General features: G+C 75.3%; 22 protein-coding genes and 2 pseudogenes. 15 read left to right on the forward strand and 9 right to left on the reverse strand.

What is annotated here, in order from left to right:
• Positions 1-34 precede the first annotated feature (34 nt).
• Positions 35-535, forward strand: a complete 501-nt coding sequence (locus tag ACZ3IL_RS22285) for an SRPBCC family protein (protein WP_467392586.1) — start codon at positions 35-37, stop codon at positions 533-535.
• Here ACZ3IL_RS22285 and cds1 read toward each other — a convergent pair.
• Complete coding sequence (gene cds1, locus ACZ3IL_RS22290) at positions 495-1,658, reverse strand: L-cysteine desulfhydrase Cds1 (protein WP_467392588.1); 1,164 nt, start codon at positions 1,656-1,658, stop codon at positions 495-497. The genes ACZ3IL_RS22285 and cds1 overlap by 41 nt on opposite strands.
• Positions 1,659-1,844: 186 nt before the next feature.
• On the opposite strand from cds1, the gene ACZ3IL_RS22295 reads away from it, so the two are divergent.
• Positions 1,845-2,156 carry a hypothetical protein gene (locus ACZ3IL_RS22295; RefSeq protein ID WP_467392590.1) on the forward strand — a complete coding sequence of 104 codons (312 nt, stop codon included), beginning with the start codon at positions 1,845-1,847 and terminating at the stop codon, positions 2,154-2,156.
• A gap of 195 nt (positions 2,157-2,351) precedes the next feature.
• The gene (locus ACZ3IL_RS22300; RefSeq protein ID WP_467392592.1) at positions 2,352-2,984 is read left to right on the forward strand and encodes an ATP-binding protein; all 633 of its coding nucleotides are present in this window, start codon (positions 2,352-2,354) and stop codon (positions 2,982-2,984) included.
• 30 nt (positions 2,985-3,014) lie between these two features.
• On the opposite strand, the gene ACZ3IL_RS22305 is transcribed toward ACZ3IL_RS22300, so the two are convergent.
• The 3 genes from ACZ3IL_RS22305 to ACZ3IL_RS22315 all read right to left on the reverse strand — a co-directional run bounded on the left by ACZ3IL_RS22305 (position 3,015) and on the right by ACZ3IL_RS22315 (position 6,509).
• Positions 3,015-3,788 carry an SAM-dependent methyltransferase gene (locus ACZ3IL_RS22305; RefSeq protein ID WP_467392594.1) on the reverse strand — a complete coding sequence of 258 codons (774 nt, stop codon included), beginning with the start codon at positions 3,786-3,788 and terminating at the stop codon, positions 3,015-3,017.
• A gap of 267 nt (positions 3,789-4,055) precedes the next feature.
• Positions 4,056-5,279, reverse strand: a complete 1,224-nt coding sequence (locus ACZ3IL_RS22310; protein ID WP_467392596.1) for an ROK family protein — start codon at positions 5,277-5,279, stop codon at positions 4,056-4,058.
• 273 nt (positions 5,280-5,552) lie between these two features.
• Positions 5,553-6,509, reverse strand: a complete 957-nt coding sequence (locus ACZ3IL_RS22315) for an ArsR/SmtB family transcription factor (RefSeq protein ID WP_467392598.1) — start codon at positions 6,507-6,509, stop codon at positions 5,553-5,555.
• Between the two features lie 84 nt (positions 6,510-6,593).
• On the opposite strand from ACZ3IL_RS22315, the gene ACZ3IL_RS22320 reads away from it, so the two are divergent.
• The 6 genes from ACZ3IL_RS22320 to ACZ3IL_RS22345 all read left to right on the forward strand — a co-directional run bounded on the left by ACZ3IL_RS22320 (position 6,594) and on the right by ACZ3IL_RS22345 (position 12,851).
• Positions 6,594-7,667 (forward strand): alpha/beta hydrolase family protein, encoded by a 1,074-nt coding sequence (locus ACZ3IL_RS22320; protein WP_467392600.1) that lies wholly within the window; start codon positions 6,594-6,596, stop codon positions 7,665-7,667.
• 235 nt (positions 7,668-7,902) lie between these two features.
• Positions 7,903-9,120: an MFS transporter gene (locus ACZ3IL_RS22325; protein ID WP_467392602.1), complete on the forward strand. Its 1,218-nt coding sequence runs from the start codon at positions 7,903-7,905 to the stop codon at positions 9,118-9,120.
• Positions 9,121-9,208: 88 nt separating this feature from the next.
• The gene (locus ACZ3IL_RS22330) at positions 9,209-9,964 is read left to right on the forward strand and encodes a maleylpyruvate isomerase family mycothiol-dependent enzyme (RefSeq protein ID WP_467392604.1); all 756 of its coding nucleotides are present in this window, start codon (positions 9,209-9,211) and stop codon (positions 9,962-9,964) included.
• Between the two features lie 145 nt (positions 9,965-10,109).
• A complete protein-coding gene (locus ACZ3IL_RS22335) occupies positions 10,110-10,811 on the forward strand; it encodes a VanZ family protein (protein ID WP_467392606.1) in 702 nt (233 codons plus the stop codon).
• 104 nt (positions 10,812-10,915) lie between these two features.
• Positions 10,916-11,683 (forward strand): response regulator transcription factor, encoded by a 768-nt coding sequence (locus ACZ3IL_RS22340; RefSeq protein ID WP_467392608.1) that lies wholly within the window; start codon positions 10,916-10,918, stop codon positions 11,681-11,683.
• A gap of 28 nt (positions 11,684-11,711) precedes the next feature.
• On the forward strand, positions 11,712-12,851 hold the full coding sequence (locus tag ACZ3IL_RS22345) for a sensor histidine kinase (protein ID WP_467392900.1): 1,140 nt from the start codon (positions 11,712-11,714) through the stop codon (positions 12,849-12,851).
• Positions 12,852-12,994: 143 nt separating this feature from the next.
• Here ACZ3IL_RS22345 and ACZ3IL_RS22350 read toward each other — a convergent pair whose 3' ends face one another.
• On the reverse strand, positions 12,995-13,690 hold the full coding sequence (locus ACZ3IL_RS22350; RefSeq protein WP_467392610.1) for a TetR/AcrR family transcriptional regulator: 696 nt from the start codon (positions 13,688-13,690) through the stop codon (positions 12,995-12,997).
• 162 nt (positions 13,691-13,852) lie between these two features.
• Here ACZ3IL_RS22350 and ACZ3IL_RS22355 point away from each other — a divergent pair, with 162 nt between their 5' ends.
• Positions 13,853-14,422 (forward strand): nitroreductase family deazaflavin-dependent oxidoreductase, encoded by a 570-nt coding sequence (locus ACZ3IL_RS22355; protein WP_467392612.1) that lies wholly within the window; start codon positions 13,853-13,855, stop codon positions 14,420-14,422.
• A gap of 220 nt (positions 14,423-14,642) precedes the next feature.
• On the opposite strand, the gene ACZ3IL_RS22360 is transcribed toward ACZ3IL_RS22355, so the two are convergent.
• Positions 14,643-15,944, reverse strand: a complete 1,302-nt coding sequence (locus tag ACZ3IL_RS22360) for a geranylgeranyl reductase family protein (RefSeq protein WP_467392902.1) — start codon at positions 15,942-15,944, stop codon at positions 14,643-14,645.
• Between the two features lie 434 nt (positions 15,945-16,378).
• On the opposite strand from ACZ3IL_RS22360, the gene ACZ3IL_RS22365 reads away from it, so the two are divergent.
• The 3 genes and pseudogenes from ACZ3IL_RS22365 (at position 16,379) to ACZ3IL_RS22375 (ending at position 19,110) form a co-directional block, all read left to right on the forward strand.
• Entirely contained in the window at positions 16,379-17,743 is a 1,365-nt protein-coding gene (locus ACZ3IL_RS22365; protein WP_467392614.1) for a M20/M25/M40 family metallo-hydrolase, read from the forward strand.
• 147 nt (positions 17,744-17,890) lie between these two features.
• A pseudogene (locus tag ACZ3IL_RS22370) lies at positions 17,891-18,505 on the forward strand (MBL fold metallo-hydrolase); the annotation flags it as partial.
• Positions 18,506-18,619: 114 nt separating this feature from the next.
• Positions 18,620-19,110 (forward strand): annotated as a pseudogene (locus tag ACZ3IL_RS22375) (MarR family winged helix-turn-helix transcriptional regulator).
• 84 nt (positions 19,111-19,194) lie between these two features.
• Here the strand turns inward: ACZ3IL_RS22375 and ACZ3IL_RS22380 are convergent.
• Positions 19,195-20,229, reverse strand: coding sequence for an NUDIX hydrolase (locus ACZ3IL_RS22380; RefSeq protein ID WP_467392616.1), 1,035 nt, complete (start codon positions 20,227-20,229; stop codon positions 19,195-19,197).
• 147 nt (positions 20,230-20,376) lie between these two features.
• Here ACZ3IL_RS22380 and ACZ3IL_RS22385 point away from each other — a divergent pair, with 147 nt between their 5' ends.
• Positions 20,377-20,664 (forward strand): hypothetical protein, encoded by a 288-nt coding sequence (locus tag ACZ3IL_RS22385; protein WP_467392922.1) that lies wholly within the window; start codon positions 20,377-20,379, stop codon positions 20,662-20,664.
• 299 nt (positions 20,665-20,963) lie between these two features.
• Positions 20,964-21,998, forward strand: coding sequence for a LacI family DNA-binding transcriptional regulator (locus tag ACZ3IL_RS22390; protein WP_467392618.1), 1,035 nt, complete (start codon positions 20,964-20,966; stop codon positions 21,996-21,998).
• 142 nt (positions 21,999-22,140) lie between these two features.
• On the opposite strand, the gene ACZ3IL_RS22395 is transcribed toward ACZ3IL_RS22390, so the two are convergent.
• Together ACZ3IL_RS22395 and ACZ3IL_RS22400 are read right to left on the reverse strand one after the other, a co-directional pair.
• Positions 22,141-23,430, reverse strand: coding sequence for a DUF6986 family protein (locus ACZ3IL_RS22395; protein ID WP_467392620.1), 1,290 nt, complete (start codon positions 23,428-23,430; stop codon positions 22,141-22,143).
• Between the two features lie 151 nt (positions 23,431-23,581).
• Positions 23,582-24,544 (reverse strand): electron transfer flavoprotein subunit alpha/FixB family protein, encoded by a 963-nt coding sequence (locus ACZ3IL_RS22400; protein WP_467392622.1) that lies wholly within the window; start codon positions 24,542-24,544, stop codon positions 23,582-23,584.
• Positions 24,545-24,573: the final 29 nt, after the last annotated feature.

A 24,573-nucleotide genomic window follows, 5' to 3' on the forward strand; every position in this document is an offset into this window, starting at 1 on the left:
GTCTTCCGCTCGCACTCCCCGGGAGGTCCGGCCCATGGCACGCCGACTGAGGCCGGTGGAGCTCGGCTTCACCGCGTCCGCACCCGTACGCCTGGTCTTCACGGCGACGCTGGAGGCGCCGCCCCGGGCCGTCCACCGTTCGCTGGCCGTGGAGGTGGGGAGCATGCCCTCCTGGTTCCCCGCCGTCTCCTCCGCCGTCCCCACGGACGACGGAGCGGGCCGTACGGTCCGGCTGCGGGGCGGGATCTCCTTCGAGGAGACGGTCCTGGCCTCCGAGCCGGGGGTCCTCCACGCGTACCGGATCGACACGACGAACGCCCCCGGCGTGACGGCCATGGCGGAGGAGTGGGTCCTCTCCCCCGCCGGGAGGGGCACCCTGCTGCGGTGGACCGTGGCCGCCGACGGCCCGGCCCCGTTCCGGCTCGCGCTGCGTCTGTCGGGCCCGGGCCTGGGGCTGTCCTTCCGGGGCGCGGTGCGCCGGCTCGACCGGCGGCTCACTCCGGCCAGGCCCCCGTCGCCAGGAAGTGCGCGATAGTGGCGGTGTACGGGGCGATGTCGAGCCCCTGGGCGGCCAGCCAGTCGTCGGAGTAGTACTTGTCGAGGTAGCGGTCGCCCGGGTCGCAGATCAGGGTGACGACGCTGCCGGTGCGCCCCTGCGCGACCATCTCCGCCACGATCTTGAAGGCGCTCCACAGGCCGGTCCCGGTGGAGCCGCCGGCCTTGCGGCCGATGACGGTCTCCAGGGCCCGGACGGCGGCGACGCTGGCCGCGTCGGGCACCTTCATCATGCGGTCGACGGCGCCGGGCACGAAGCTCGGCTCCATGCGGGGGCGGCCGATGCCCTCGATGCGGGAGCCGCAGTCGGCGACGGCGTGCGGGTCGTGGTGGGTCCAGCCGTCGAAGAAACAGGAGTTCTCGGGGTCGGCGACGCAGATGCGGGTGTCGTGCTGCATGTAGTGCACGTAGCGGGCGATGGTCGCCGAGGTGCCGCCGGTGCCGGCCGTGGCCACGATCCAGGCCGGCTCCGGGTACCGCTCGAACCGGAGCTGCTGGTACATCGACTCGGCGATGTTGTTGTTGCCGCGCCAGTCGGTGGCCCGCTCCGCGTAGGTGAACTGGTCCATGTAGTGGCCACCGGTGCGCGCGGCGAGGGCGGCGGCCTCCTCGTACATGGTGCGCGAGTCGTCGACGAAGTGGCACCGCCCGCCGTGGAACTCGATGAGCCGGCACTTCTCGGGGCTGGTCGTGCGGGGCATGACGGCGATGAAGGGGACGCCGACGAGCTTCGCGAAGTACGCCTCGGAGACGGCGGTCGAACCGCTGGAGGCCTCGATGACGGGCCGGTCCGGCCGGATCCAGCCGTTGCAGAGGCCGTAGAGGAAGAGGGAGCGGGCGAGGCGGTGCTTGAGGCTGCCGGTGGGGTGGGTGGACTCGTCCTTGAGGTAGAGGTCGATCCCCCACTCCGCGGGGAGCGGGAAGAGCAGCAGGTGGGTGTCGGCGGAGCGGTTGGCGTCGGCCTGGACCTTGCGGACGGCCTCCTTCAGCCAGGTCCGGTACGCGGGGTCGCTGCGGTCGACGTCGAGGGTGGCCGCGGCGGCGGCCGCGCCCGCCGGCCGGTTGTCCACATGGTGCTCGACAGTGCGTTCGACGGTGTTCATCCGCGCTTCTCCTCGGTCGTTCCCCCTGAGTGCCCCGTTCTTGACAATACCGCCCCCACCTGGGCAAACGTTGCCTTTGACCATCCATAGGGAAGACTTGCGGAGGGGCCACTGGTGCGGTCGCGGACGGCCCGGCACACTATGAGCGGCACCCCGGGGGAAACGGGGGGAAAGGGGCGGAACGACATGACGGAACCGGACTTCAGCGCGAGGGGCGTGGGCATCACCCGCTGGCTGCGTTCGCTGACGCGCGCGGGCGAGGTGCGCATCGAGGACGGACGGCTCGCCCTCCTCACCAGTTACGGCAGCGAGATCGACAGCGCCCCGGTGACGGCGGTGCGGGCGGGACGGCCGTGGTTCGCGGGGCCCGACGAGGCGGTGGCGACCGTGAACGGCACCCGGTACCGGCTGACGCTGCACCAGGGCGGCCGCGAGGGCGGACCGGAGGACTCGGGACGCTTCCTCGCGGCGCTCAGGAGGGCGGCCGGGCGGCGCTGACGACCGGGGCCGCGCGAGCGGTCCCGGCCCGGCCCGGCTCGCCGTGAGTTGCGGGACGGTCACCCCTGGCCCACGCTGGAACCACCTCACCGAGGGTTTACGGATGGTGACGCTGAGCTGTGGTCGTCATCCTGCTGTACGCACGAGAGATCCGAATCTTCGTCTTCTTCCGGACTACTTCGGGGAGTCGCAGCCGTGATCAGCGAACCGAGCAGGTACTACGCGGTGGAGCTCCACGCCCTGCCGCAGCGGATCGGACAGGTCCGCAGGATCGTCTCCGCGCATCTGCGCCACTGGCATCTCGACGCCCTGGTCGATCATGCCCTTCTGGGGGTCACCGAACTCCTGACCAACGTCCACCGGCACGCCCGGCCGGACAAGCGGTGCACCGTCGAGATCGAGCTGCTGCTCGACCGCCTCACGGTCTCCGTCAGGGACCACGACCCGCGTCTGCCGGACACCGGCGGACCGGTCCCCTCCGTCTCCTCCCCGGACGGCGCCGGCGCGCCCGTGGCGGCCGGCTCCCCGGACGGCGAGCTGGCCACGTCCGGCCGGGGCCTCGCCCTCGTCGGCGCGGTCAGCGAGAGCTGGGGCGTCCGGCCGTGCGGGGACGACGGGAAGGTCGTGTGGTTCACCCTCGCGGCGCCCTCCGCGGGCGGCCCCGCCGGGACGCGCGAGGAGGTCGTGTACGGCGCCACGACCGAGGGCCCCTTCACCGGGTACGAACGGGTACCCGCCGTCCCCCTGGGCACCCCGGCCGATCCGGTGCTGAGCCCCGCCTCCGCCATGGCCTCGGCCCGTCCGGTCCTGGCGGGCCGGGCGGGCTGAGGAACCGCGGGCCCCGGGCGTCCGGGGCCGTCAGGCCGCCACGGGCACGAGGGTCAGGTAGGCGATGCCGAGGACGCCCCGGTAGCCGTTGAGCCAGCTGGAACGCTGCCGGTCGACGCGTTCGCGCGTCTCGGCGGCGAGCGGGTGGCCGGGGTGGGCGGCCAGCCAGACCTCGGTGTCGTACCGGTAGTCCGACTCGAACTCCTCCCACTCCTCAGCACTCGCCGTCTCGATCCGGGCGGGGCGGAACCCCGCCCGGACCGCGAGGTCGACGAGGGCGCCGAGGGAGAGGTGGTCGCCGGCGTGCGCGCCGGGCCACATCCCGGCCAGTTCCGCCTCGGTGGGGGTGCGCTCCCAGAAGCCCTCCCCCAGGACGACGCGCCCGCCGGGCCGGACGAGCCGGCGGAGTTCACGCAGGACGACGGCGGGGTCGTACGGCCGTTCGGGGTCGCAGAGCGCCTGGCCGGCCCCGAGGCAGAGAACCGCGTCGACGGGGCCCCGGCCGGTGCCGAGCGCCGACTCCTCGACGAAGGACGCGCGGCCGGAGAGTCCGCGTTCCCCGGCGAGGGAGCGGGCACGGGCCAGGTCCTCGGCGTTGATGTCGATCCCGACCCCCTCGGCGGCGGGGACGGCGTCGAGGACGCGCAGGAGCAGTTCGCCCCAGCCGCAGCCGATGTCGAGCACGTCGGCGGGCCCGGCGTCGGCGAGCCGCCGGACGAGGCGGGCGGCGCGGGCCTCGGAGAGGGGGCCGTGGAAGGTGAGGCTGCCGAGGCGCGGGGGAAGAGCGGAGCCGGAAGGGTTCATGGACGGGAACGCTATGCCGCGCGGCCCGGACGGCCCACCGGTTTTCCGTCCGGCTCCCGACGGGGGCGCACCCGGACGCCTCGGGACGCCTTGGGACGCCTTGGGACCCGAACACCCTCGGGCGCCTTGGGGTTCGGACGTCTCGGACGCCTTGGGACCCGGACGCCTCGGGACCCGGGAGCCCCGGGGCCGGACCCGTGAGGCCCCGGCCCCGGGAGCCCGGGGCGGACACCCGGGGGCCCAAGGGGACCTGCTCCGGGCCCCGGCTCAGACCGTTTCGCGGGACAGGGCCGCCAGGGGGTCGTCGAGGACCGGCTGCCAGGCGAGTTCGGCGGCGCCGACGAGGCTGTTGTGGTCGAGGGTGCAGGGAAGGATCGGCACGCCGCCGCTGCGGCCCCAGAGGCTGCGGTCGGCGACGACCGCGCGCAGGCGCTCGGGGTCGGCCGCGAGGAGTTCGCGGTGGAGGCCGCCGAGGATGATCCGGTCCGGGTTGAGGATGTTCACCAGACCGGCGAGACCGAGCCCCAGACGGTCGATCAGCTCCCCGACCGCGACGCGCACGCCCGGGTCGTCGGGGCTGGTGCGCAGCAGGTCGCGGGACTGCTGGAGCAGGGAGACCTCGGGACCGGGCGTGCGGCCCGCGACCGTGAGGAAGGCGAGCGGGTCGGTCTCGACGTCGAGGCAGCCCCGGCCGCCGCAGTGGCACGGGCGGCCCTCCGGGTTCACCGTGAGGTGGCCGACCTCCAGGGCGAGGCCCGCGCTTCCGGTGTGCAGGCGCCCGTCGAGCACCAGCGCGCCTCCGACGCCCCGGTGGCCGGTGGCCACGCAGAGCAGGTCCCGGGCGCCGCGCCCCGCGCCGTGACGGTGCTCGGCGAGAGCGGCGAGGTTCACGTCGTTGCCGGTGAAGGCGGGTCCCTCGATGCCCGCTTCCCGTACCCGCTCGGCGAAGATCTGCCGGACCGGGGCGCCGGCGGGCCAGGCGAGGTGGAGCGGGTTGAGGGCGGTGCCCTCGGGCTCGGCCACGGCGGAGGGCACGGCGAGGCCGGCGCCGACGCAGCGGCGGCCGCTCTCCCGGAGCAGCGCGGCTCCGGCGTCGACCACGGCCCCGAGGACCTGGGCGGGGTCGGCGGAGACGGTGACGCAGCCGGGGTCCGTGGCGACGATCGCGCCGCCGAGGCCGACGAGCGCGGCCCGGAAGCCGTCCGGGTGGACCTGGGCCGCGAGGACGACGGGGCCCTTCTCGTCGACGGCGAGCCGGTGCGAGGGCCGCCCCTGGGAGCCGGCGGCGGTGGGGTTGGAGTCGACCCGGATGAGGCCGAGGGCCTCCAGTTCGGCGGCGACGGCGCCGGCCGTGGCACGGGTGACGCCGAGTTCGGCGGTGAGGACGGCCCGGGTCGGCGCCCTGCCGGTGTGCACCAGCTCAAGGGCGGGGCCGAGTGCGTTGCGTCCCCTGTCCAGCCGTGTCCGGTTCGTCGTCGCCTTGCCGTTCATGGGGGCGAGTCTCCCATGATCGGGCGGCGCACCCGCCCCCGCGGCCCCGGGAACTCCGCCCCGCGGCCCGGAGGACCCGGCTCCGGGACTCCGGGGAGGGCCGGCGCGGTGGGGGTGCCGGGCCGCGACCGCGTGGGCCCGGACGGAACGGCCGGACACCGGCCGGGCACACCGGAGGCCGCCGTCCGGCTCCGTCCCGCGACGGACCAGGGCAGTCGCTCCGTCCCGTAACGGGCCAGGACGGTCGCTCCGTTACGCGGCGGACCAGGGCGGTCAGACGCCCGCGACCAGCGCCCCGAGGGCCGTGCGCCGGTGCGTGACCGAGCGGCCCGTGCGGGCCGTCGTCACCATGCCCGCCGATCTGAGCGCCGCCGCGTGGGACGAGGCCGTCGCGTTGCTGACGCGGAGGGCGCGGGCCAGGGACGTCGTGGTGTGGGGCTCGGCGAGGAGGCGCAGGACGTCGAGCCGGGTGCGGCCCAGGACGGCGGCCAGGGCCTCGGCCCGGGCGACCGGACTCTCCCCGGTGGGCGGGAGACCGGGACCGGCCGGGTACGTCAGGACGGCGGAACGGCCCGGGACGTCCTGGAGGAGCGGGCCCGCCGGGTGGTGGAAGGTGGGCAGCAGGACCAGGCCGCGCCCGTCGAGGCGGACGTCGCGGTCCGGCGCCGCGCCGGGCCACTCCCACACGCCCCCGCGGAACCGGCTGCCCGGGGCGAGGCCGGTCAGGGCGGCGGCCGTGCCGTGCTCGGCGACGGCCAGGGCGTAACGGGTGAACTCCTCGCGGTGCAGGTCCTGCACGACGGACCAGACCGGGGCCAGGACCGTCTCGTACGCGGCCCGCTGGGCGCGGCGCAGGGTGCGCCAGGCCGTCTCGTCGCCCGCGTGCAGGCCGTGGACCCAGCGGGGGACGGGCATCGCCCCGTGGACCCGCTCCAGTTCGGAGCGGACGAGGCCGGGGCCGATGGCGCGCATCCGCTCGAAGCCGTCGGCCACGGTGTCGCCGAGGACGTCGAGGAAGGAGGGCGCCCGGCCCGCCGGGGCCAGGCCGGCGAGCGGGTCGGCGGCGGCCGGGAGGGAGCGCAGGACGCGTCCGCGCCACGGCGCGAACAGCGGACCGCCGTGCCGGGCCACGACCGTCGTCAGGGCGGCGTGCAGTTCCTGGAGCGGCGCCGGGCGGGGTGCGAAGCGGGTCCGGGTGACGTCCTCCCCCGTGAAGTGGATTCGCAGCACCCGCACAACTCCCCGTTCCGGTCCGGCCTTTCGGGCAGGGCCTGAACCTTCGCGCCTCGGCCGCCCCACCGCGAGGGTGTCCGCATGACGTCTCGACGCACCCTCCTGAAGGGCACCCTATTCGGGAGTGCCGCCGCCCTGCTGCCCACGGCCGCGAACGCCTCCGGCGGCGGCCCGTTCCTCCGGCTGCCCGCGCCCACCGGGCCGCACCCCGTCGGCCTGCGGACGGTCCATCTGACGGACCCGGCCCGCACCGACCCGTGGGTGGGCGGTGCGCGGGAGCTGATGCTGACCGTCCTGTACCCGGCCCGGTCGGTACGCGGCTTCTCCCGGGCCCCGCAGCTCACCCCGGAGGAGGCCCGGGTGTTCGCCGCGTACGCGCCGCACGTCCACCAGGGGCTGCCGGAGCCGGGGACGGTGGACTGGGGCGCGGTCCGCACCCACGGGTACGCGGGTGCGCCGCCGCTGCCGGGGCGCCGGCCGGTGCTGGTGTACTCGCCCGGCGGCGGCGACTCCCGCACGCTCGGCACGGCGCTCGCCGAGGACCTGGCGAGCCACGGCCGGGTGGTCGTCCTCGTCGACCACCCCGGTGACGCCTCCCAGGTGGAACTGCCGACCGGGATGCGGACGACCGTCCTGGCCGGGCCGCCGGACCCGGCGACCTTCCGCACGATGGTGGACACCCGGATCGCGGACCTGCGCCTGGTCCTGGACCGGCTCGGCGACCTGCCGCCCGCCCCGGTCGCGGACCTGCGCCGGATCGGGCTGTACGGACACTCCGCGGGCGGCACGGCGGCGGTCCACGCGGCCCTCGGCGACCGCCGGGTCGGCGCGGTGGCGAACCTCGAAGGCCATCTCGACCTGTACCCGGTGCCGGCCGGCTCCGTCCGGCCGCTGCTGCTGTTCCGCACCGAAGGGTTCGGCGAGGCCGCCCGCGTCGAGTCCTCCTGGGCGGGCCTTCCCGGCCGCCGCGCGCTGCTCGCCGGCGCGAACCACTGGTCCTTCACCGACTACGGCCCGCTCGTCGCGCGGCTCCATTCCGCCGGTCTCGTGACGGCGGCGACGCGGGCCGCGCTCATCGGCACCGGCGACCCGGCGGTGACGCTCGCCGAGGTGCGGCACGAGGTCGGGTCCTTCTTCGCCCGACGCCTGCCGTAGCGGGAGCGCGAGAAGGAGGCCGGGCGGCCGGGTGCGACGGCCGCCCGGCGGCGGGGGGCGTTCGGCGGCGGGGGCGTTCGGCGGCGGGCGGTCGTCCGGCATCGGGCGGGTCGTTCGGCATCGGGCGGTCGTCCGGGGCCGGGCGCCGTGCCCGCCCGGCGCATCCGGGCGTCCCCGGGCCCGGACCGGCTCCGCCCGGTTGATTCTCCTTCCCCTCTCCCCCTATCCTGAGTTTGTGCCGCTACTAAACAAAGTACGGACGGCCATACCGGGGGGTCCGGGCGGAGACACCGCCACCCGCTCCCTGTCCCGCCTCCGCTCCGCCCTGACCCTCTTCTTCGCCCTCGACGGCTTCCTGTTCGCCGGCTGGGTGGTCCGCATCCCCGCCGTCAAGGAACAGACCGGCGCCTCCGCCGGGGACCTCGGCCTCGCGCTCCTCGGGGTGTCGGCGGGCGCCGTGGTCACCATGACGCTGACCGGGCGGCTCTGCCGCCGGTACGGCTCCCACGCCGTCACCGTCGCCACCGCCGTGCTCCTCTCCCTCTCCGTCGCCCTGCCCCCGCTCACCCGCTCCCCGCTCGCCCTCGGTCTCGTCCTGCTCGTCTTCGGCGCCGCGTACGGCGGGATCAACGTGGCCATGAACAGCGCCGCCGTGGACGTCGTGACCGCCCTGCGGCGCCCCGTGATGCCGGGCTTCCACGCCGCGTTCAGCCTCGGCGGCATGCTGGGGGCCGGGATCGGAGGGCTGCTCGCCGGAAGCCTCTCCCCCACCGCCCACCTCCTCGGCCTCACGCTCGCCGGCCTGGCCCTGACGGCCGCCGCCGGACCCGTACTGCTGCGCCACCCCTCCCCCGCCCCGCCCGAGGCCCTTCCGGCGCCGTCCGCCGCCCCCGGGGCGCGGCCGGGCGCCCAGCGCCGCACGGTCCTCCTCTTCGGGGCGATCGCGCTCTGCACGGCCTACGGCGAGGGCGCGCTCGCCGACTGGGGCGCCCTCCACCTCACCCAGGACCTGCACGCCCACCCCGGAGTGGCCGCGGCCGGGTACTCCGTCTTCGCGCTGGCCATGACCGCCGGCCGGCTCTCCGGCACCGCGCTGCTCGAACGCCTCGGCCAGACCCGCACCCTGGTCGCGGGCGGCGCGACCGCCGCCGCGGGAATGCTGTCCGGCGCGCTCGCGCCGACCGTCTGGGCCACGCTCCTCGGCTTCGCCGTGACCGGCCTCGGCCTCGCCAACATCTTCCCCGTCGCCGTGGCCCGCGCCGGCGCGCTCGCGGGCCCCGGCGGAGTGGCGACCGCGTCCACCCTCGGGTACGGCGGCATGCTGCTCGGCCCGCCCTCGATCGGGTTCCTCGCCGACTGGTTCTCCCTGCCGGCCGCGCTCACCACGGTCGCGGTGCTCGCCGCCGGGGCCGCGGTGATGGGCCACCGGGCCGGGACCGCCCGGGCGGCCTGACGCCCCGCCAGGGAAAGCCGGGGCGGCGCCGGGAAGTCGCCCCGCCTCTGCGACAATCCGTCGCACGGACACGATCACCGGGGGGACGATGAAGATCACGGAGTACGTCGACGCGCTGGACGCCGCCGGCCGGGGCCTGGCCGAGGCGGCGGCCGCGGCGGGACCGGGCGCGGAGGTGCCGACCTGCCCGGGGTGGCGGGTCCGCGACCTCCTCCGGCACGTGACGACGGTGCACCGCTGGGCCACGGCCTTCGTGGCCGAGGGACACACCGCGTACCACCCGGACGGCGGCGAACCGGCGCTCGACGGCGACGAGCTGCTCGCCCACTACCGCGAGGGCCACGCGGGCCTGGTGGCCGCCCTGCGCGCCGCGCCGGAGACGCTGGAGTGCTGGACGTTCCTCCCCGCGCCGTCGCCCCTCGCCTTCTGGGCCCGGCGGCAGGCGCACGAGACGGCCGTCCACCGCGCGGACGCGGAGTCGGCGCTCCCGTCCGGCCCCGGGCCGGTGGCCCCGGAGGTCGGCGCCGACGGGATCGACGAGCTGCTGGCCGCCTTCCACGCCAGGGACCGCAGCCGGGTGCGCACGACCGGGCCCCGGACCCTGCGGGTGCGGGCGACGGACACCGGGGACGTCTGGACCGTACGGCTCTCGGCGGACGCCCCGCGCACGGAGCGCACGACCGGTCTGCCGGACGCCGGCCCCGTGGACACGGAGCTGAGCGGACCCGCCGGGCTGCTGTACCTGACGCTGTGGAACCGGTTGCCCGAGGACGCGGTCACCGTCACCGGGGACGCCTCGCTCGTGCGCCTGTGGCGGGAGAACTCGGCGATCACCTGGAGCTGAGGCCGCCCCGCCGCGGCGGGTCTCCGCGCCGGGGTCCCGCCGCGGATCTCCCGCCCGGGATCTCCCGTGCCGGATCTCCCGCGTGTCGCGGACGTATCCGAAAACGCATACGTCCCCGCAACAGGCCTCCGTCTTCCATGGGGGCATGAACCACGACCCGTTCCCGTCCGCACCGTCCCGCCGCACGCGCGGGACGGTGCTCCTCTGCCTGGTGGTCCTCGGTGCGGCGAGCGCGCTGTTCGCCCTGCGCCGGCCGCTCATGATGTCCGCCCCGATGTGCGCGGCCGGACGGTGGCACGGCTGCTTCGACACGTTCAACGGCGTGGTCCTCATGACGCTGGTCGCGCTGCCGCCGTCCGGGCTCGTGGTGTGGGCCCTGGCGCGCCTGCGGCGGGCCTCCGGTGCCGCGTCGGCGTGGCGGACGTCGCTGGCCGAGGTGGGCATGGTCCACGGGACCGTGCCGTTCGTGTGGATGACCATGATGCCGGGGTCGGGGGCCGGCACCGTCCCCGGCCGGGTGAGCCTGGTGCCGCTGCGGGACCTGCTCGTGATGGGACCGCTCGGGATCGCCGGCAACCTGCTGGTCTTCGCGGCCCTGGGGTTCTTCGCCCCCGTGCGGTTCGCGGCGCTGGCGTCCGTGCCGCGCGTCCTGATGCTCGGGGCGGGCTGCTCGGTCCTGGTCGAGACCGCGCAGTACGTCCTGCGGCTCGACCGGGTGTCGTCGGTGGACGACGTCCTGGTCAACGCCGCCGGCGCCCTGCTGGCCGGGCTCGCGTCGCGCCGCTGGTGGCGCACCGCGGCGCAGGCGCCGGAGCGGCCCCGTCCCGCGGCTGCGGTGGCGGGCTGAGCCGCCCGCCCGGTGCGCACGCGCCCTCGGACGCACCGGGCGCACGCCCCTTCCGCCCGCCTCCGCATACGCCCGCGATACGCGGGGTTCCCTAGGCTTCGCCCATGCGCGTACTGATCGTGGAGGACGAGCCCTACCTGGCCGAGGCCGTCCGTGACGGCCTGCGGCTGGAGGCGATCGCCGCCGACGTCGCCGGTGACGGAGACTCCGCCCTGGAACTGCTCGGCGTCCACTCCTACGACCTCGCGGTCCTCGATCGCGACATCCCCGGCCCCTCCGGCGACGAGGTCGCCCGGCGGATCGTCGCCTCCGGCAGCGGCATGCCGATCCTCATGCTCACCGCGGCCGACCGGATCGACGACAAGGCCTCCGGCTTCGGGCTCGGCGCCGACGACTACCTCACCAAGCCGTTCGAACTGCGGGAACTGATGCTGCGGCTGCGGGCGCTCGACCGCAGGCGCGCGTACGCCCGGCCCCCGGTCCGCGAGATCGCGGGCCTGCGGCTCGACCCCTTCCGGCGGGAGGTCTTCCGCGACGGGCGCCATGTCGCGCTCACCCGCAAACAGTTCGCCGTGCTCGAAGTCCTCGTCGCCGCCGAGGGCGGGGTCGTCAGCGCCGAGGAACTGCTCGCGCGGGCCTGGGACGAGAACGCCGACCCCTTCACCAACGCCGTCCGCATCACCGTCTCCGCACTGCGCAAACGGCTCGGGGAACCGTGGGTCATCGCCACCGTGCCGGGGGTCGGCTACCGCATCGGGACCGGCACCGGCCCGGACGCCGGCCGGCCGGATGGTGCCCGTGACCAGGACGCGGGACGGGCCGGTCGTACCCGTGACCAGGACACCGACCGGCCCGGTCGCGCCCGTGACTAGGACGCCGGACGGGAACGGCACCGGCCTCCTGCGGGACGGGGCCGCTTGCGCCCCGCGCCCCGGGCGCCCGTGCCCCAGGCGCCCGGGGCTCAGCGTCCGGCTGAAGCTCACCCTCAGCTACGCCGGCTTCCTCGCCGTCGCGGGCGCCCTCCTGATGGCCGTGGTGTGGGGGTTCCTGCTGCGCTACGTACCCGACAACTCACAGGGGCTCCTCGGGGTCGCGCCCAACCGCTTCCTCCTCGTGCGCACCTTCGTTCCCGCCGCGGCCGTGGCGATGGCCTTCCTGCTCGTGTTCGGCCTCGCCGGGGGATGGTTCCTCGCCGGCCGGATGCTCGCGCCGCTCACGCTGCTCACGGACGCGGCGCGGACGGCCGGGGAAGGATCGCTGTCCCACCGCATCCGCATGAAGGGCCGCCGGGACGAGTTCCGCGAACTCTCCGACACGTTCGACTCGATGCTCGGGCAGCTCGAGGCACACGTGGCCGAGCAGCGGCGGTTCGCCGCGAACGCCTCCCACGAGCTGCGCACCCCGCTGGCCGTCTCGCGGGCCCTGCTCGACGTCGCCCGCGAGGACCCCACCCGGGACCGGGGCGAACTCGTCGAGCGCCTGCTGGCCGTCAACACGCGCGCGATCGACCTCACCGAGGCCCTTCTGCTGCTCAGCCGGAGCGACCGCGGGTCCTTCGTCCGTGAGGACGTGGACCTCTCCCTCGTCGCCGAGGAGGCCGCCGAGACCCTGCTGCCCCTCGCCGAGCGGCACGGGGTCGCGCTCGACGTCACCGGCGGGGAGGCCCGGACCGGCGGTTCCGCCGAACTCCTGCTGCGGATGGTGACGAACCTCGTCCAGAACGCCGTCGTCCACAACCTTCCCGCCGGCGGCACCGTGACGGTCCGCACCGGGACGGACGGCGGCACGAGCGTGCTGCGGGTCGAGAACACGGGGCACCCGCTCCCGCCGGACCTGGTGCCGACCCTCACCGAACCCTTCCGGCGCGGGACGGAGCGCGTACGCACCGGCGAACACGCCGGCGCCGGCCTCGGTCTGGCCATCGTGCACAGCGTCGTCCGCGCCCACGACGGGACCCTCGACCTCGCTCCCCGCCCCGGCGGCGGACTCCTCGTCACGGTCCGGCTCCCCGGCACGGTCCGGCTCCCCGGCACGCCGTAGGCGCCGACCGCGCCGCGTGCGAAGACCGCCACCGGCGGTTCCTTCCGCACGGGCGAACCACCGGCCCGGGAGGCGAATCCACCGGCCCTGGAGGCGAATCACCGGCCCTGGAGGCGGACCTCCTCACCGGGAGGCGGTCCTCCTCAGCCGCGCGGCAGCAGGCCCACCTCCTGGCCCAGCCGGCGGGCGGCCTCGGTGAAGAAGGCGTCCCGGTCCTCGACGACGCGGTGGAACTGGCCGAAGACCTCGAAGGAGACCAGGCCGAAGAGCTGCGACCAGGCCGCGACGAGCGCGACGGCGAGCGGCGGGGGGAGGTCCGGGGCGACGTCGGCGGCGATCCGGGCGGCCTCGGCGCGCAGGGCCTCCGGGAGCGGGGGGAGCGCGACGCCCTCGCCGGTGTGGGCCCGGCGGACCACGTCGACGAGGACGAGACCGACGCGGGCCGCGGGGGCGACGGTGTCCTGGGGCGCGGCGTAGCCGGGGACCGGGGAGCCGTAGATGAGGGCGTACTCGTGGGGGTGGGCGAGCGCCCAGGCGCGGACCGCCCGGCAGACGGCGGTCCAGCGGTCCAGCGGACGCCGGCCGGCGGAACCGGCGGCGGCCTCTTCGGCGGCGGCGCCGACCGCGTCGTAGGCGTCGACGATCAGGGCGGTGAGGAGGTCGTCGCGGCTGGGGAAGTAGCGGTAGAGCGCGGAGGACACCATGCCCAGCTCGCGGGCGACGGCCCGCAGGGACAGCTTGGCGGCCCCCTCGGCCGCGAGCCGGCGGCGGGCCTCGTCCTTGATGGCGGCGGTGATCTCGATGCGGGCCCGGGCACGGGCTCCTCGGACGGCTGTCATGGAGAGCAGTGTGCCACTTTCGGAGCACCGCATCGAAACGAGAGCACCGCTCTTGATTGTGAGCACTGGACCGTGCACACTGACCTCAATCGAGAGCACCGCTCACGCTTTACTCGGCGCCGCACGGGCCGAGGCCCCGCCCCGAAACCCCAGGAGGCAGCCATGTCCGTCCAGCCCACCGCCGCCACCGGCCCCCTTGCCCCCACCGGTCCCACCCATCCCACCGGTCCCACCGGCCCCGTCGCCTCCACCGCCGGCCCCTCCCTCGCCGCCCACGTCATCAGGCCCGGCTGGTTCACCGTGAACGTCTTCAACCGCCTGGTCGCCTGGGCGGCCCGCCGCGGCGTCAGCCTCCGGGGGGCCCGCGTGCTCGCCGTCCGCGGCCGCAAGAGCGGAGAATGGCGCCGCACCCCCGTCAACCTCCTGACGGTGGACGGCGCCCAGTACCTCGTGGCTCCACGCGGCCACGTCCAGTGGACCCACAACATGCGGGCCGCCGGCGGCGGACGGCTGCACCTCGGCAAGCACGTGCGGGAGTTCACCGCCGTCGAGGTGACCGACGCCGACAAGCCCGCCCTGCTCCGCGCCTACCTCAAGCGCTGGAACGCCGAGGTCGGCGTCTTCTTCGACGGGGTCGGCCCCGACTCCTCCGACGCCGAACTGCGCGCCGTCGCGCCGAAGCACCCGGTCTTCCGCCTCACGACGACGGGCTCCGCGGCCCCGGCCGCGTGAGCGGACCGGGGCGGCGAAGCCCGCACGCCCAGCCTTCCGGTTCCTCCGAGCCCTCCGGGTCCTCCGGGTCCTTCAGGTCCTCCGAGCCCTTGTGAATCCTCCGGGCCGTTCCGACCCTCCCAGCCCCTTCCGGCCCTCCCAGCCCCTTCCGGCCCCCCCGAGCCCTCGGGGCTCCTGAACCCGCCGACTCCCGAACCCCTCCGAGTCGTCGGGACCGGAATCAGAACCGTTCCTGCTCCCCCCGGTCCCCGTTCGTCCCCGCGCCTCCCGCGTTCTCCGCGCTCTCCCCGTTCTCCGCTTCCGGCGCGCCCCGCTCCTTCGCCGTGACGCCCCGGCCCGCCGGGCCGACGCCGGACGAGGTGTCCATCTTCCGGTCGAGGACTTCGAGGGCCCGCCGGGCCAGCCCGTTCGAACGGACCATGCCGCCGAGCGTGGCCGAGCCCCGGGTGATGTCGGCGAACGCGTTCCAGGCCGGCCGCAGCCCCGTGAGGGCGGCGTGCAGCAGCCCCGGGCGCCGCTCGAAGACGGCGAGCATCCGCCGGCCGACGGCCATCTCCACGCCGAGGCCCGCCTTGACGGCGAAGGCGTAGTTCAGGGCCTGGCGGCGGGCGTCGACCGCGTCGTTCGCCTCGGCGACCCGTACCGCCCACTCGCCGGCGAGCCGGCCCGAGCGCAGGGCGTACGAGATCCCCTCGCGGGTCCACGGCTCCAGGAGGCCGGCCGCGTCGCCGCAGACGAGGACCCGGCCCCGGGAGAGCGGCGAGTCGTCGGTGCGGCAGCGGGTGAGGTGCCCCGAGGAGAGCGCGGGCTCGAAGCCTGCCAGGCCGAGCCGGGCGACGAAGTCCTCCATGTACCGCTTGGTGGCGGCTCCTTCGCCGCGCGCCGAGATGACGCCGACGGTCAGCGTGTCGCCCTTGGGGAACACCCAGCCGTAACTGCCGGGCATCGGTCCCCAGTCGATGAGGACGCGCCCCTTCCAGTCCTCGGCCACGGACGCCGGCACGGGGATCTCCGCCTCCAGGCCCAGGTCGACCTGGCCCATCTTCACCCCGACGTGAGCGCCTATCCGGCCGGCACTGCCGTCGGCCCCGACGACCGCGCGCGCCAGGACCGTCTCGCCGTCCGCGAGGACGACGGCGGCGGTCCGCCGGTCCGGCACCGCCGGGCCGTGCTGCTCCACCCGGGAGACCGTGACCCCGGTCCGCAGCTCGGCGCCGGCCTTCTGCGCGTGCTCGACGAGCTGCGCGTCGAACTCGGGGCGGTTGACGAGTCCGAAGAGCATCCTGCGCGAGCGGCGGGTGCGGGCGAAGCGTCCGTCGAGGGAGAAGGTGACGGCGTGCACCCGGTCCTGGAGGGGCAGTTCGAAGCCCGGCGGGAGCGCGTCGCGGGAGGGGCCGATGATGCCGCCGCCGCAGGTCTTGTACCGGGGCAGCTCGGCCTTCTCCAGGAGGAGCACCCGGCGCCCGGCCACCGCCGCCGCGTAGGCGGCGGACGCGCCGGCCGGTCCGGCGCCGACGACCACGACGTCCCAGACGTCGGCCGAACCGTCCGCGCCCGCGTCCGCCGCCGCACCCGCGTCGGCCGTCCCGTCCGGGTCCGGTGCTCCGTCCGGGTCCGGCGCTCCGGTGTCCGCCGGGAGCGCCGTCGCGTCCGCGTCCCCGGCGCCCTCCGTTCCCCCGTCCGCCGTTCCGTCCGGGCCGTCGTCCCTCGTCGCCTCCGCACCGTTGCCCTCAGGAGCCGCGCCTTCGGGCTCGGTGTTCTCCGGACCGGCGTTCCCTGCGTGCTCGCTGCTCACGATGTGCTTCTGCTCCTGATCCGACCGGGGTCTGCTCCTGACGCATCCTACGGCTCGGTAGCCGGAGCCCCGCCCGTAGGATCGACGGTGCGTCCGCCGCGCCACGACCCGTGGGGACGCCGTACTCCCGCCGTAACGTCGCACCCATCAGGAGCGTGCCCATGACCCCGAACCCGATCGCCGAGACCGTACGGTCCCTGATGCCCCGCGCCAAGGCCGAGCTGGCGGAGCTGGTGGCCTTCGAGTCGGTGGCGGACGAGAACGTGGCGCCGCGCAGCGAGTGCGAGGCGGCGGCGAACTGGGTCGCGGACGCGCTGCGCGCGGAGGACTTCCGGGACGTGGCGCTGCTCGACACCCCGGACGGCTCCCAGGCGGTGTACGGGGTGCTGCCGGGCCCGGCCGGGGCGCCGACCGTCCTCCTCTACGCGCACTACGACGTGCAGCCGAAGCTGGACGAGTCCGCGTGGCTCTCCCCGCCGTTCGAGCTGACCGAGCGCGACGGCCGGTGGTACGGGCGCGGCGCGGCCGACTGCAAGGGCGGCGTCGTCATGCACCTCCTCGCGCTGCGCGCCCTGAAGGCGAACGGCGGCGTCCCGGTGACGGTCAAGGTGATCGTCGAGGGTTCCGAGGAGCAGGGCACCGGGGGCCTGGAGCGGTACGCCGAGGAGCACCCCGAGCTGCTGGCCGCCGACGCGATCGTGATCGGCGACGCGGGCAACTTCCGGGTGGGCCTGCCCACCGTGACCGCGACCCTGCGCGGCATGACGATGGTCCGGGTGCGGATCGACACCCTGGAGGGCAACCTGCACTCCGGTCAGTTCGGCGGCGCCGCCCCGGACGCGCTGGCCGCGCTGATCCGCGTCCTCGACTCGCTGCGCGGCCCGGACGGTTCGACCGTCATCGACGGCCTGCCGGGCGGCGGGGTCTGGGAGGGCCTGCAGTACCCGGAGGAGGACTTCCGCAAGGACGCCAAGGTGCTTCCGGGGGTGGACCTCCCGGGCTCCGGTACGATCGCGGACCGCATCTGGGCGCGGCCCTCCGTCACCGTCATGGGCATCGACTGCCACCCGGTGGCCGGCGCCACCCCGTCCATTCCGAGGACGGCCCGCGCGCAGATCAGCCTGCGGGTGCCGCCGGGCCAGGACGCGGCCGAGGCGACGAAGCTGCTCTTCGCGCACCTCGAGAACCACACGCCGTGGAACGCCCGGGTGACCCTGGAGCAGGTCGGGCAGGGGCAGGCCTTCCAGGCGGACACGTCGAGCCCGGCGTACGCCTCGATGGCCGAGGCCATGGCGGTCGCGTACCCCGGCCAGGAGATGCAGACGGCCGGCATGGGCGGCTCGATCCCGCTGTGCAACACGCTGGCCTCGCTGTACCCGGAGGCGGAGATCCTGCTGATCGGCCTGAGCGAGCCGGAGGCGCAGATCCACGCGCCCAACGAGTCCGTGTCCCCCGAGGAGCTGGAGCGCCTGTCGGTGGCCGAGGCGCACTTCCTCGCCGGGTACGCCCGCTCGAAGCGGGTCTGACCGCCCGTCCGCCCGCCCGGTCCGGTCCGATCAGCTGCGGTCCGGTCCGGTCCGGTGCGGGTTCGGCACCCGGGTTCAGCGTTCGGCGAAGCTCGCCGAGGGCGTAGAACCGTGCGGCGGACGTACGCGCGTGCGTAGGTTCGCCGCATGGAACTCATCGGGATCGCACCGAGGCTGCATCTGCTCGACTACTCCGTGGGTCAGGCCTACCTCTGGCAGGACGAGGGGGAGCTGACCCTGATCGACGCCGGCTGGGCGGGTACGGCGGACGCGACGGCGGCGGCCGTGCGGGCGGCCGGCCTGGACCCGGACCGGCTGCGCCGCATCGTGCTGACCCACTGCCACCGGGACCACGTGGGCGCGGCGCGGGAACTGGCGGACCGTCACGGGGCCGAGATCGTCGCCCACCGCCTGGACGCGCCGGTGGTCCGGGGCGCGGCCCCGGTCCCCGAACCGGACCTCCTGGACTGGGAGGTCCCGCTGTACGAGCACGGTCTGACCGTGCCGGAGGCACCGCCGACCCGGGTGGACCGCGAGGTCGAGGACGGCGAGGAACTCGGCTTCGGCGACGGCGCGGTGGTGGTCCACACCCCCGGCCACACCCCGGGTTCGATGGCGGTGCACCTCCCCCGCCACGGTGTGCTGTTCACCGGGGACACGGTGGCCTCGGTGGGCGACGTGACCTTCGGCGTGTTCCACGTCGACCGCGACCTGGCGAGGGAGTCGATGCGGGCGCTGGCGGAGCTGCGTCCCTCGGTCCTCTGCTGCGGCCACGGGGCCCCGGTGGTCACCGACGCGGCGGCCCGGCTGTCCGCGGCGGCGGCCCGGACGCCCGGGGAAGCCGACGCGGGACCCGCGGGGACCGGAGGAACGGCCGTGGAGCCGGAGGCCGGCCCGCCCGCCGACCAGGCGCCGGCCGATCCGGCCGCCCCGACGAAGCGCTCGCGACACAGCCCGTCGGCCACTGGAGCGGTCGCACCCACGCGGCCGTGACCCGGCGCCTGCGGGACGCCATGGCCGCGATCGACGTCACGCAACCGCAGTACTGGGTGCTCAACCGGGTGAACGGCGGGGCCGAGGCCCCGGACCGCCAGGAGGTCGTCGACGGGCTGACTCCCCTGGCGGACGGGCCGCACGAGATCGGGCGCGCCGTTGACCAGCTCGTCCGTCGCGGCTGGCTGCGCGTCGACACCGGGCGGCTGCTCCTCACGGACGCGGGAGAGGCCGCCCGGGTCCGCGTCCGCGCGCTGGCGACCCGGCTGCGCGCGGAGATCCACGAGGGCATCGGCGACGAGGAGTACGTGGTGGCGCTCAAGGTGCTGCGCAGGATGATCGCCAACGCCGAGGGCGCCGGACCGGTCTCCTAGGCCGGGGTTTGAAGCGTGTACCGGAAGTCCCGCCCGCCCTCCGGGCGGACGACGCCGCTTCCGGCACACGCCCCGGGACGGCGGTCATCCCACCGGGGCCCCGGCCTCCAGGTTGAGCACCGTGCCGCGTTCGCGGGCGCGCAGGGCCCAGCGGAGGCGGTGGTAGCGGACGGGGGGCAGGAGGTCCGCCGCTTCCTCCTCGGTGACGAAGCGCCAGCCGCGCAGTTCGGAACCGGGGAGGCGGAGGCGCGCGGCGTCGGTGGTGCGGAGGGTCCCGCCGTCGAAGAGGAGGCGCAGTCCGCCGTAGCCGGGGGGCTGGGGGCGTTCCCAGTCGACGATGAGCAGCCGGGGCACGGTGGCGAGTTCGAGGCCTATCTCCTCGGCGACCTCGCGCATTCCGGCGCGGGCCGGGGGCTCGCCCGGTTCGACCACGCCGCCGGGGAACTCCCAGCCGGGCTTGTAGGTGGGGTCCACGAGCAGGAAGCGGTCCTGTTCGTCGAAGAGGAGCACTCCGGCGGCGAGGGTCTCGCCGGTCGGCTCGGGCGTCTGGACGATCCCGCAGGGGGCCGCGAGGCCGGACCGGACCGCGTCGGCGACGGCGACGGCGGTCTCCGCCGCGGTGAGCGCCGAGTTGTCGACGGCGTACGCGTCGCGGGCGAGCCAGTCGAGGGCGGCGCGGTACGGGGCGACGTGGTCGTGGCACCAGTCCCGGACGCGGGCGTCGGCCCCGGGGTCGCCGTACTCGGCCCGGGCGTCGATCCGCTGCCGCAGGATCGTTTCCTCCGGTGCGAGCAGGACGTGGCGCACCTCGATGCGGCGGGCGGCGAGGCCGCCGAAGATCTCGTCCCGGTACTCCTGGCGGAGCAGGGTCATGGGGACGACCAGGACTCCGCCGACCTCGGCGAGCAGCGCGGCGGCGGTGTCGACGACGAGGCGACGCCAGATCGGCAGGTCCTGGTAGTCCTCGACCTCGGCGAGCCGCTTGGCCGGGAGGAGCCCGCCCATCGCCCCGCCGGTCAGCTCGGGGTCGTACAGCGTGCTGTGCGGAATCAGATCGACCAGTTCGCGCGCGGTGCTGGACTTTCCCGCGCCGTACGCACCGTTGATCCAGACGATCACGATTCCCCCTCTTCGGTAGCCCCCTGTGGCTTGCCCGCAACACCCTGCCACGGAAACCACGAACGTATGGATCGACGTCAGTATCGGCATGTGCGCGGAACTTGCGGGAATTCGTCGTGGAGAACGGCGAGCACGAGGGGTGTGGAGATGATTCGTACGGTTCTCGAACGTTTTCCGGCCGGCGGACCGCGGGGCAGCTGGCCCGCGGAGGAGTTCGCCGGCGCGCGGCGCGACGAGGGGGTGCCGGCCAGGGTCGTGATGGACCTGGAGTCCGACGCCTTCCTGGTGATCGTGGAGCAGAAGCCGCCGGAGCAGAGGGCGGCTTCCGGGCAGAGGGCGTCGGCCCCGAAGACGGCCGGACGGAGGCCGCCGGAGCAGAGGGCCGCCGACCGGGAACCGGTCGGGGCCGGGACGGCCGAGTCCGGACGGGAGTGAGGGCGGACCGTGCGATCGCCGGGACCCGGCGCCGTCGTGGACCGGGGCCCGGCTCCGTGGCGGCCCCCGCCCGTACCGGACAACGCCCGGCGGGGGCCCGGCCGCCGCACGGGCGGAAGCCGGGGGTGCGCGGGCGGAAGCCGCGGGCATGGGGGCAGGAGCCGGGGCGTGAAGGGAACAAAAGGCGCCCCGTACGGAATCACGCGCCTTGACAACGTTATCCGGGTCCTATGCTCGACCCGAGCCCGCGACGCGCCCCGCTTCCGGCGGGGTCCCGACACGACGGAGGAACCGGACACGTGGCCGATCTCGCCCGACGCCCCGATCACCGCTACGGCAATCGGCCCACCATGAAGGACGTCGCCGCCCGGGCGGGCGTCGGCCTGAAGACGGTGTCCCGGGTCGTGAACGGCGAGCCGGGCGTCACCGCCGACACCGAGCGGCGCGTGCGGGAGGCCATCGACGTCCTCGGCTTCCGCCGCAACGACAGCGCGCGGGTCCTGCGCAAGGGCCGGACCGCGACCGTCGGCCTGGTCCTGGAGGATCTCGCCGACCCCTTCTACGGGCCGCTGAGCCGGGCGGTCGAAGAGGTCGCCCGGGCGCACGGCGCCCTCCTGATCAACGGGTCGAGCGCCGAGGACCCGGGCCGGGAGCAGGAACTGGCCCTCGCGCTGTGCGCGCGCCGGGTCGACGGGCTCGTCATCATCCCGGCGGGTGACGACCACCGGTACCTGGAGCCCGAGATGAGGGCGGGCGTCGCCACGGTGTTCGTCGACCGTCCCGCCGGGCGGATCGACGCCGACGCGGTCCTCTCGGACAGCTTCGGCGGGGCCCGCGACGGCGTGGCGCACCTGATCGCGCACGGCCACCGCCGGATCGGTTTCGTCGGCGACCGTCCGTACATCCACACGGCGGCCGAGCGGCTGCGCGGCTACCGTGCGGCGATGGAGGACGCGGGGCTGGCGGTGCGGGACGAGTGGGTCTCGCTGGGGTCGACCGACCCGGAGCGGGTGGACTCGGCGGTACGGGGGATGCTGGCCGCGCCGGAACCGGTGACGGCGCTGTTCGCGGGGAACAACCGGGTCACCGTCACGGCCGTCCGGGCGCTGGCGGGGCACCCCCGGCCGGTGGCCCTGGTCGGCTTCGACGACATCGAGCTGGCCGATCTGCTCGGCATCACGGTCGTCGCCCAGGACGCCGCCGCGCTCGGCCGGACGGCCGCGGAGCGGTTGTTCCGGCGGCTGAACGGAGCGGACGGGCCGCCGGAGCGGGTGGTGCTCGGCACGACGCTCCGCACGCGCGGGACGGGCGAGATCGCACCGCCTGCCGACTGACACCGGCACAGGCGCAGGCGCAGGCGCAGGCGCAGGCGAGGAGGATCTCGCGGGAGACCCCGGGCCGGTGGGGCCCTGAGCGGCGGCCCCGGGACCGGGCCCGCCCGGTCCCGTCCGGGCCGCCCGGTCCCGTCCCGTACGGCTATCCGGCGGAGGCGGTGAGGTCTCCGCGGCGCGGGGCGGCGAAGCGGTCGAGGTCGGCGCGGGTCATGCCGGTGAGGGCGTCGACCTCGGCGGCGTCGAGGGCGCCGCAGTCGATGCCGCGCAGCAGGTAGGAGCTGAGGGCCTTGGCGGTGGCGGGCTCGTCCATGACGTCGCCGCCCGTGCGGCCGGCGTAGGCCGAGAGGCGCTTCGCGGCGGCCTCGAAGCCCTCGCGGTAGAAGGCGAAGACGGCGGCGTAGCGGGTGGGGATGTGTCCGGGGTGCATGTCCCAGCCCTGGTAGTAGGCGCGGGCGAGGGCGCGGCGGGTGAGGCCGAAGTGCAGGCGCCAGGCCTCGTGGACGTTCCGGGTCGTGCCGACCGGAAGGACGTTGGTGGAGCCGTCCGAGACGCGGACCCCGGTGCCCGCGGCGGCGACCTGCATGACCGCCTTGGCGTGGTCGGCGGCCGGGTGGTCGCTGGCCTGGTGGGCGGCGGAGACGCCGAGGCAGGCGCTGTAGTCGAAGGTGCCGTAGTGCAGCCCGGTGGCGCGGCCCTCGGCGGCGCCGATCATGCGGGCGACGGTGGCGGTGCCGTCGGCGGCCAGGATGGCCTGGCTGGTCTCGATCTGGATCTCGAAGCCGAGGCGGCCGGCGTCGAGGCCGTGGGTCTTCTCGAAGGCCTCCAGGAGCCGGACGAAGGCGGAGACCTGCTCGGGGTAGGTGACCTTGGGGAGGGTGAGGACGAGGCCGTCGGGGAGGCCGCCGTTCTCCAGGAGGCCGGTGAGGAAGACGTCGGTGGTGCGGATGCCCCGGTCGCGCACGGCGGCCTCCATGCACTTCGTCCGGATGCCCGCGTACGGGGTGGCGGTGCCGTCCCGGTGGGCCTCGGAGAGCAGCCGGGCGGCGCGGGCCGCGTCGGCGTCCTCGTCGTCGCCCCCGTACCCGTCCTCGAAGTCGATCCGCAGGTCCTCGACCGGCTCGCGCTCCAGCTTCGCCCGTACGCGCCCGTACACGTCCTCGGCGAGGTCGTCCGCGAGGCCGAGGACGGCGGCGAAGGAGGCGGCGTCGGGCGCGTGTTCGTCGAGGGCGGCGAGGGCCCGGTCGCCCCAGGAGCGGACGGTTCCGGCGTCGAAGAGGTTGCCGGGGACGTAGACGGTGTGGACGGGCTGGCGGGTGCCGGGGTCTCCCGGGTAGCGGCGGTCCAGCTCGGCGTCCACTGCGGCGAGGGAGGCGTTGATGCCCTCGCCGACCGCGCCCGCGAGGCTCGTCGTCACCTTCTCCTGCTGACCCATCCCACACCCTCCTGTTTTCCGCTGCACGGAATCGGCAATCCGTATGGTGAAGCTAATGGGCGGTGCGGACCCGCGTCAATGGGTGTCCGAAACGGCCGGGGGCCGCACGGTGAGAGTTCACCGTGCGGCCCCCGGCCGACAGAAGCGCAGGTCAGCCCTTGCGCGTCTTGACCTCGTCGGTCAGCTGCGGGACGACGTCGAAGAGGTCGCCGACCACGCCGTAGTCGACGAGCTCGAAGATCGGCGCCTCGGCGTCCTTGTTGATCGCGACGATCGTCTTCGAGGTCTGCATGCCCGCGCGGTGCTGGATCGCGCCGGAGATGCCGGACGCGATGTACAGCTGCGGCGAGACCGACTTGCCGGTCTGGCCGACCTGGTTGGCGTGCGGGTACCAGCCGGCGTCCACCGCGGCGCGCGAGGCGCCCACGGCCGCGCCGAGGGAGTCCGCGAGGGCCTCGATGATCGCGAAGTTCTCGGCGCCGTTGACGCCGCGGCCGCCGGAGACCACGATCGCGGCCTCGGTCAGCTCCGGGCGCCCGGTCGACTCGCGCGGGGTGCGCGAGGTGATCCTGGTGCCGGTGGCCAGCGCGCCGAAGGAGACCGTGAGGGCCTCGACGGTGCCGGCGGCGGGGGCGGCCTCCACGGGAGCCGAGTTCGGCTTGACCGTGATGACCGGAGTGCCCTTGGAGACGCGGGACTTGGTGGTGAAGGAGGCGGCGAACACGGACTGCGTCGCGACCGGGCCCTCGTCACCGGCCTCCAGGTCCACGGCGTCGGTGATGACGCCGGAGCCGATGCGGACCGCGAGGCGGGCCGCGATCTCCTTGGCCTCGGCGGAGGAGGGGACCAGCACGGCGGCCGGGGAGACGGCCTCGTGGGCGGCCTGGAGCGCGTCGACCTTCGGGACGACGAGGTACTCGGCGAACTCGGGCGCGTCGGCGGTCAGGACCTTGACCGCGCCGTGCTCGGCCAGGACCGGGGCGGTGTCGGCGGCGCCGTTGCCGAGCGCGACGGCGACCGGGTCGCCGAGGCGGCGGGCGAGCGTCAGCAGCTCCAGGGTGGGCTTGCGTACGGCACCGTCGACGTGGTCGACGTAGACGAGAATCTCAGCCATGGGGATTCAATCTCCTGCGAACGAAAAGG

The organism is Streptomyces sp. NPDC014907 (assembly GCF_055562975.1).